The organism is Bacillus sp. GbtcB14 (genome assembly GCF_019091205.1).
Taxonomy (GTDB): domain Bacteria; phylum Bacillota; class Bacilli; order Bacillales; family Bacillaceae_G; genus Bacillus_A; species Bacillus_A cereus_AG.
Genome location: NZ_JAGXJT010000124.1, coordinates 1 through 278, shown reverse-complemented (window position 1 = coordinate 278; position 278 = coordinate 1). Strand labels below are relative to the sequence as shown.

The following is a 278-nucleotide window of genomic DNA, read 5'->3' as shown; positions in this document are numbered from 1 at the left end:
ATACGGCAAGGCAGCATCTGGATGAATTTTATACGGATTTTTCCAGCATCCGCCACAAACGGTTTGACGGAATGATTATTACCGGAGCTCCGATTGAGCACCTGCCGTTTGAAGATGTTTCTTACTGGGAAGAATTGAAGGAAATCATGGAATGGAGCAAAACGAATGTCACTTCAACCCTCCATATCTGCTGGGGCGCTCAAGCCGGTTTATACTATCATTACGGCATTGAGAAAGTGGAGCTGCCGAAAAAAATCTTCGGTGTGTTTGAGCATACG

1 protein-coding gene is annotated in these 278 nt (G+C 45.3%); it reads left to right on the top strand.

Going from position 1 to position 278, the window contains the following annotated elements; all coding sequences use genetic code 11:
* A partial coding sequence (locus KVT31_RS29525) for a homoserine O-acetyltransferase/O-succinyltransferase family protein (protein ID WP_217613725.1) occupies nucleotides 1-278 on the top strand: 278 nt, incomplete at both ends.